The 4,636-nt window shown below is 71.2% G+C and carries 6 protein-coding genes; 2 read left to right on the top strand and 4 right to left on the bottom strand.

Annotation, left to right across the window (positions count from 1 at the left end; genetic code table 11):
* Positions 1-2 precede the first annotated feature (2 nt).
* Entirely contained in the window at positions 3-1,574 is a 1,572-nt protein-coding gene (locus tag E1293_RS44660; protein ID WP_132205862.1) for a 3-hydroxyacyl-CoA dehydrogenase family protein, read from the bottom strand.
* A gap of 55 nt (positions 1,575-1,629) precedes the next feature.
* Here E1293_RS44660 and E1293_RS44655 point away from each other — a divergent pair, with 55 nt between their 5' ends.
* Complete coding sequence (locus E1293_RS44655; RefSeq protein ID WP_132205860.1) at positions 1,630-2,613, top strand: LLM class flavin-dependent oxidoreductase; 984 nt, start codon at positions 1,630-1,632, stop codon at positions 2,611-2,613.
* A 44-nt stretch (positions 2,614-2,657) separates the two neighbouring features.
* Here the strand turns inward: E1293_RS44655 and E1293_RS44650 are convergent, their stop codons facing one another.
* A complete protein-coding gene (locus tag E1293_RS44650) occupies positions 2,658-3,044 on the bottom strand; it encodes an SCO5389 family protein (protein WP_132205858.1) in 387 nt (128 codons plus the stop codon).
* Positions 3,045-3,173: 129 nt separating this feature from the next.
* Positions 3,174-3,362, bottom strand: coding sequence for a hypothetical protein (locus E1293_RS44645; protein ID WP_132205856.1), 189 nt, complete (start codon positions 3,360-3,362; stop codon positions 3,174-3,176).
* 142 nt (positions 3,363-3,504) lie between these two features.
* On the opposite strand from E1293_RS44645, the gene nucS reads away from it, so the two are divergent.
* The gene (gene nucS, locus E1293_RS44640) at positions 3,505-4,185 is read left to right on the top strand and encodes an endonuclease NucS (protein ID WP_132205854.1); all 681 of its coding nucleotides are present in this window, start codon (positions 3,505-3,507) and stop codon (positions 4,183-4,185) included.
* Positions 4,186-4,246: 61 nt separating this feature from the next.
* Here nucS and E1293_RS44635 read toward each other — a convergent pair.
* Positions 4,247-4,636 (bottom strand): hypothetical protein (locus tag E1293_RS44635; RefSeq protein WP_207939495.1); only part of this gene is annotated, 390 nt, incomplete at its 5' end.

Here is a 4,636-nt window from a genome sequence, read left to right as displayed (position 1 = left end):
GGTCAGCGCAGTGGCTTTCCGGCGGTGACGTGCTCCACGAGGAGCGGTGCCGGGGCCAGGGCGGGTTCGCGGGTCTCGGCGTGCAGGGCGCGCAGGACGGTGACGGCGCGGTCCGGGCCGAGGCGGTCGAGGTCGGCGATGGGGCCGGTCGGGTAGCCGCAGCCGAGGGTCATCGCGGCGTCGATCGAGTCGGCGTCGGCGTATCCGGCGCCGAGCATGGCGGCGGCGTCGTTCAGGTACGGGAAGCGCAGGGCGTCCACGATGAACCCGGCGCGGTCGCGGCAGCGGACGACGCCGAGGCCGAGGCGCGCGACGAGGCCGACGGCGCGGTCGGCGATGTCCGGATCGGTCGCGACCGTGGTGGCGATCTCGGCGAGCGTGCCGGCCGCCGGGTCCGGGAGGTGCAGCCCGACGACGTCGGACGGGCGGCCGGTCGCCATCGCCTGCTCGATCACCGAGCCGTCCACGGAGGTGACGGCGATGACCGTGCCGGGCTTGGCGGCCTGGACGGCGGCGGACAGCAGCGCCCGCGCGGCCTCCGCGCCCTCGGCGGCCTCGACGATCAGGTCGCAGCCGGCGAGGCCGGCGGCGGAGTCGCGGACCTCGCTGCCCGCCCGGTCGCACAGCGCGGCGATCGCGTCGGCGAGCGGGCCGACGCCGACGATGCCGACGACCGGCGCGGCGCCCGCCGCCTTTTCCTCGTCGCCCGAGGAATTGTCGTGGGCGTAGAAGCCGCGGCCGGTCTTGCGGCCGAGCAGCCCGGCGGTGACCAGCTCGCGCAGCACGGGCGAGGCGGCGTGCCGGCGGTCGCGGGACTCGGCGTAGATCGCGTCCAGCACCTCAAGGCAGGTGTCGAGGCCGATCAGGTCCATGAGGGTGAACGGGCCCATCGGCAGCCCGGCGCCGGTCTTCATCGCGGCGTCGATGTCGTCGCGGGTGGCGTGGCCGGACTCCAGCATGCCCGCGGCCTGGTTCAGGTAGCCGAACAGCAGCCGGTTGGCGACGAACCCGGCGCGGTCGCCGATGGTGACCGGGGTCTTGCCGAGGCCCTTCACCAGGTCGGCGACCCGGGCCGCGGCGCCCGGCTCGGTCAGCACCGTCCCGATGATCTCGACCAGCTTCATCACCGGCGCCGGGTTGAAGAAGTGCACCCCGACGATCTTGGTGGGACGGCCGGTGGTGACCGCGATGTCGGTGACCGACAGCGACGAGGTGTTGGTGGCGAGGACGGCGTCGTCCCGGCACACGCGGTCCAGCTGCGCGAAGACCGTGCGCTTCAGGTCGAGCCGCTCCGGCACGGCCTCGATGACGAGGTCGCAGTCGCCGAGGTCGGCGAAGTCGGTCGACAGGGCGACCCGGCCGAGGATCTCGCGCTGCGCGTCCTCGGTGAGCTTGCCGCGCTTGACGGCGCGCCCGGTCGAGCGCTCCAGGTGCCCGCGCCCGCGGTCCAGCGCGCCCTGGTCGATCTCGACGCCGACGACCGCGAGGCCGCCGCGCGCCAGCACCTCGGCGATGCCCGCGCCCATAGTGCCCAGTCCGACGACCCCGACCCTGCTGAACGAACCACCAGTCATGATTGGCAGTCTTGCAGAGGGCGCGGGGGCCTTCGATGCCGGGTACGAGGAGTACGTGCGCCTCGGAATCTTCCTCCTCGCCGCCCGTTTCCCGGGACAGGACGACGCCACTGCCTTGTCCCGCACGGTGGAGGCCGCCGTCGCCGCCGAACGCGCCGGGTTCGACGACGTGTGGCTGGCCGAGCACCACTTCATGTCGTACGGGGTCGTCCCGTCCGCTGCCCTGCTCGCCGGGCACATCCTTGCCTCGACCAGCCGGGTGCACGTCGGGACGGCGGTGAGCGTCCTGTCCAACCAGCACCCGGTGGCGCTGGCCGAGCAGGCGTCGATGCTGTCGCTGCTGTCGGACGGCCGTTTCCGGTTGGGCGTCGGACGCGGCGGCCCGTGGCGCGACCTGGAGGTGTTCGGCACCGGCCTCCCCCGCTACGAGCACGGTTTCGCCGAGTCCTTGGACCTGCTCCTTACCTGGCTGTGCTCCGAGTGTGTCTCCTGGGAGGGGGAACACTTCCGCTTCCGTGAGGTACCGGTCGTCCCGCGCGCGCTTGCCCCGCCCCCGGTGACGGTCGCCTGCACGTCCCCTTCAACCGAGGCGCTGGCGGCGGAACGCGGCCTGCCGATGCTGCTCGGCATGCACGTGGACGCGGACGAGAAGGCCGCCGCCATCGCCCGCCACGGCGACCCGTCCCTCCCCCACATCTCCACCCACGTGGCCCAGGTCGCCGACACGCGCGAGGAGGCCGTCAGGACCCTGATGACCGAGATGCCGCGCTGGCTGGGCCCCGGCCTGGACGGATACGTCGCGGTGGACGACCGCCGGCGCCCGCCCCGCGACCCCGTCGCCTACACGCGCCGCATGTGCGGTCTACACCCCGTCGGCTCCCCCGACGACTGCATCGAGTCCCTCGTGTCCACGGCCGAGCGCACCGGCATGAGGCACCTCATACTGCTGGTCGAAGCGGCGGGCTCGCGCACCGCCACCTTGGAGAACATCGCCCGCCTGGGCGCCGACGTCCTACCCAAGGTCCGGGCCGCGACATGAACGTGCGGCGTGCCGAAGGAACCGGCACGCCGCAGCGGTCCTGCTCAGCAGTCGCGGAGCTCGGGAGACTGGTTGAGGATCTGTTCGCGGGCCGTCACGAACGTCCGGTAGACGTCAGAGTCCCCAGCCGGGAAGACGGCGACGCGATGGCAGTTCTGGAACGCGAGCCTCATGCCGAAGTAGCGCTCCAGCGCGCCCCGCATGGAGTCGCTCGCGAGCACCCTGAGCAGTTGGCCGCGGGCCTGCTCGTCCGGCGGCGGGGTGAGGTTGTCGGCGAAGTCGCCGCCGTCCACCTGGAGCCGGGCGACGAGCCCGCTGATCATGTCCCACGCGTAGGGGAGGGACGTCCTGATGCACTCGACGAAGGCCGCGTCATCGACCTCGCCCTTCTGCGCCGTCTCGAGCAGTTCCGGAGTCACGTCGAGAGACATGGGAGTCCTTTCGGCGATGGAGGATGAACACCCACCCGCCGACGCTAACCACGGCTCCCGGAGAATTCCAGGCTTGACAAAGATTTTCATTCCGCTAGGCGCGGCCCCCGGGCGGACCGGGGGCCGCGTTCATCGCGCCGGCGCCGCTCCGTGCCTGCGCGGCCGCCGGGCGGACCGGGCGGCGATCCGCTCGGCGCGCTCGGCCCAGTACTCGCGGGCCCGCCGCGCCAGCCGCGCATCCCGCACGCCCCGCGCCTCGGTCCGCCGCACGCGCACCCGCTCGTCGGCGATCGCCCGCATCATCTCGTGGTGGTACACGGCCCCTCCTGGACTCCCCCGGGCCGCTCGGCACGACCCGACATCCAAGAGACTCGTCCTAAGCCCCCCACCCCGACATCGGCACGACGCCTTATCTCGGACGCGCCCAACCGCCTTAGGCCCACCACTAAGGTGAGGCAGCGTGCGTCTCGTTATCGCCCGCTGCAGCGTCGACTACGCCGGCAAGCTCACCGCCCACCTGCCGATGGCTCCCCGCCTGGTCCTGATCAAGGCGGACGGAAGCGTGAGCATCCATGCCGACGACCGCGCCTACAAGCCCCTCAACTGGATGAACCCGCCCTGCTCTCTCCGCGAGGAGCCCTACGACGAGAACGGCGCCATAGCCCGCTGGACGGTCACGCACGGCAAGTCGGGCGAACGACTCATCCTCACCATCGAGGAGATCCTGCACGACGCCAGCCACGAACTGGGCCTCGACCCGGGCCTCCAGAAGGACGGCGTGGAGGCGCACCTCCAGGAGCTGCTCGCCGAGCACATCACGACCCTCGGCAACGGCTACACCCTGATCCGCCGCGAGTTCCCCACCGCGATCGGCCCGGTCGACATCCTCTGCCGCGACGCCGACAGCGCCACGGTGGCGATCGAGATCAAACGCCGAGGCGAGATCGACGGCGTAGAGCAGCTCACCCGCTACCTGGAACTCCTCAACCGCGACCCGCACCTGGCCCCCGTCCGCGGCGTCTTCGCGGCCCAGGAGATCAAACCCCAGGCCCGCGTCCTCGCCACCGACCGCGGCATCGACTGCGTAACCCTCGACTACGACGCCCTACGAGGCATAGAACACGAAGGCACCCTCTTCTGACCCCACACCCTGGGCCACGAACTCCATCACCGCGGTCGGCCGCCCCGAGACGGGCATTCCCCTAAGCTCTCGCGGCTGTGATGAATTCCGCGGACAAGTCGAGGTCTCTCGCGAGCACCTCTAGTGGATTCTCTGTACCGGCAGGAACAGAGACGTAGACCCCGGGCTGCCTGTAGTCAAAGTGATGCTCCAGCAGATACCACATGGCCGACTCCTGGCTATGAGCAACAGCATGGGCGACCGGTCCTGGCGCCTCCCACCTCTCGTTCCCCTCGAAGGGGATCTCCCACCTCGACGAGAACTCGCGCCAAGGGACGTGAACGAGCGCGACCATCCGCCATTCGAGATCCGGCATTTCCCCCATGGATCTCGCCGTCATACCCATGACGACCCCTCCCTGCACGCCAGTCTTCCGTCCGGGCGGGGGTGGGACAAGGGGTGCATCGTGGCG

This window comes from Actinomadura darangshiensis (assembly GCF_004349235.1).
GTDB lineage: Bacteria > Actinomycetota > Actinomycetes > Streptosporangiales > Streptosporangiaceae > Spirillospora > Spirillospora darangshiensis.
Note: the sequence above shows the minus strand (reverse complement) of the source record. Positions and strands in the feature narration are given on the sequence as shown.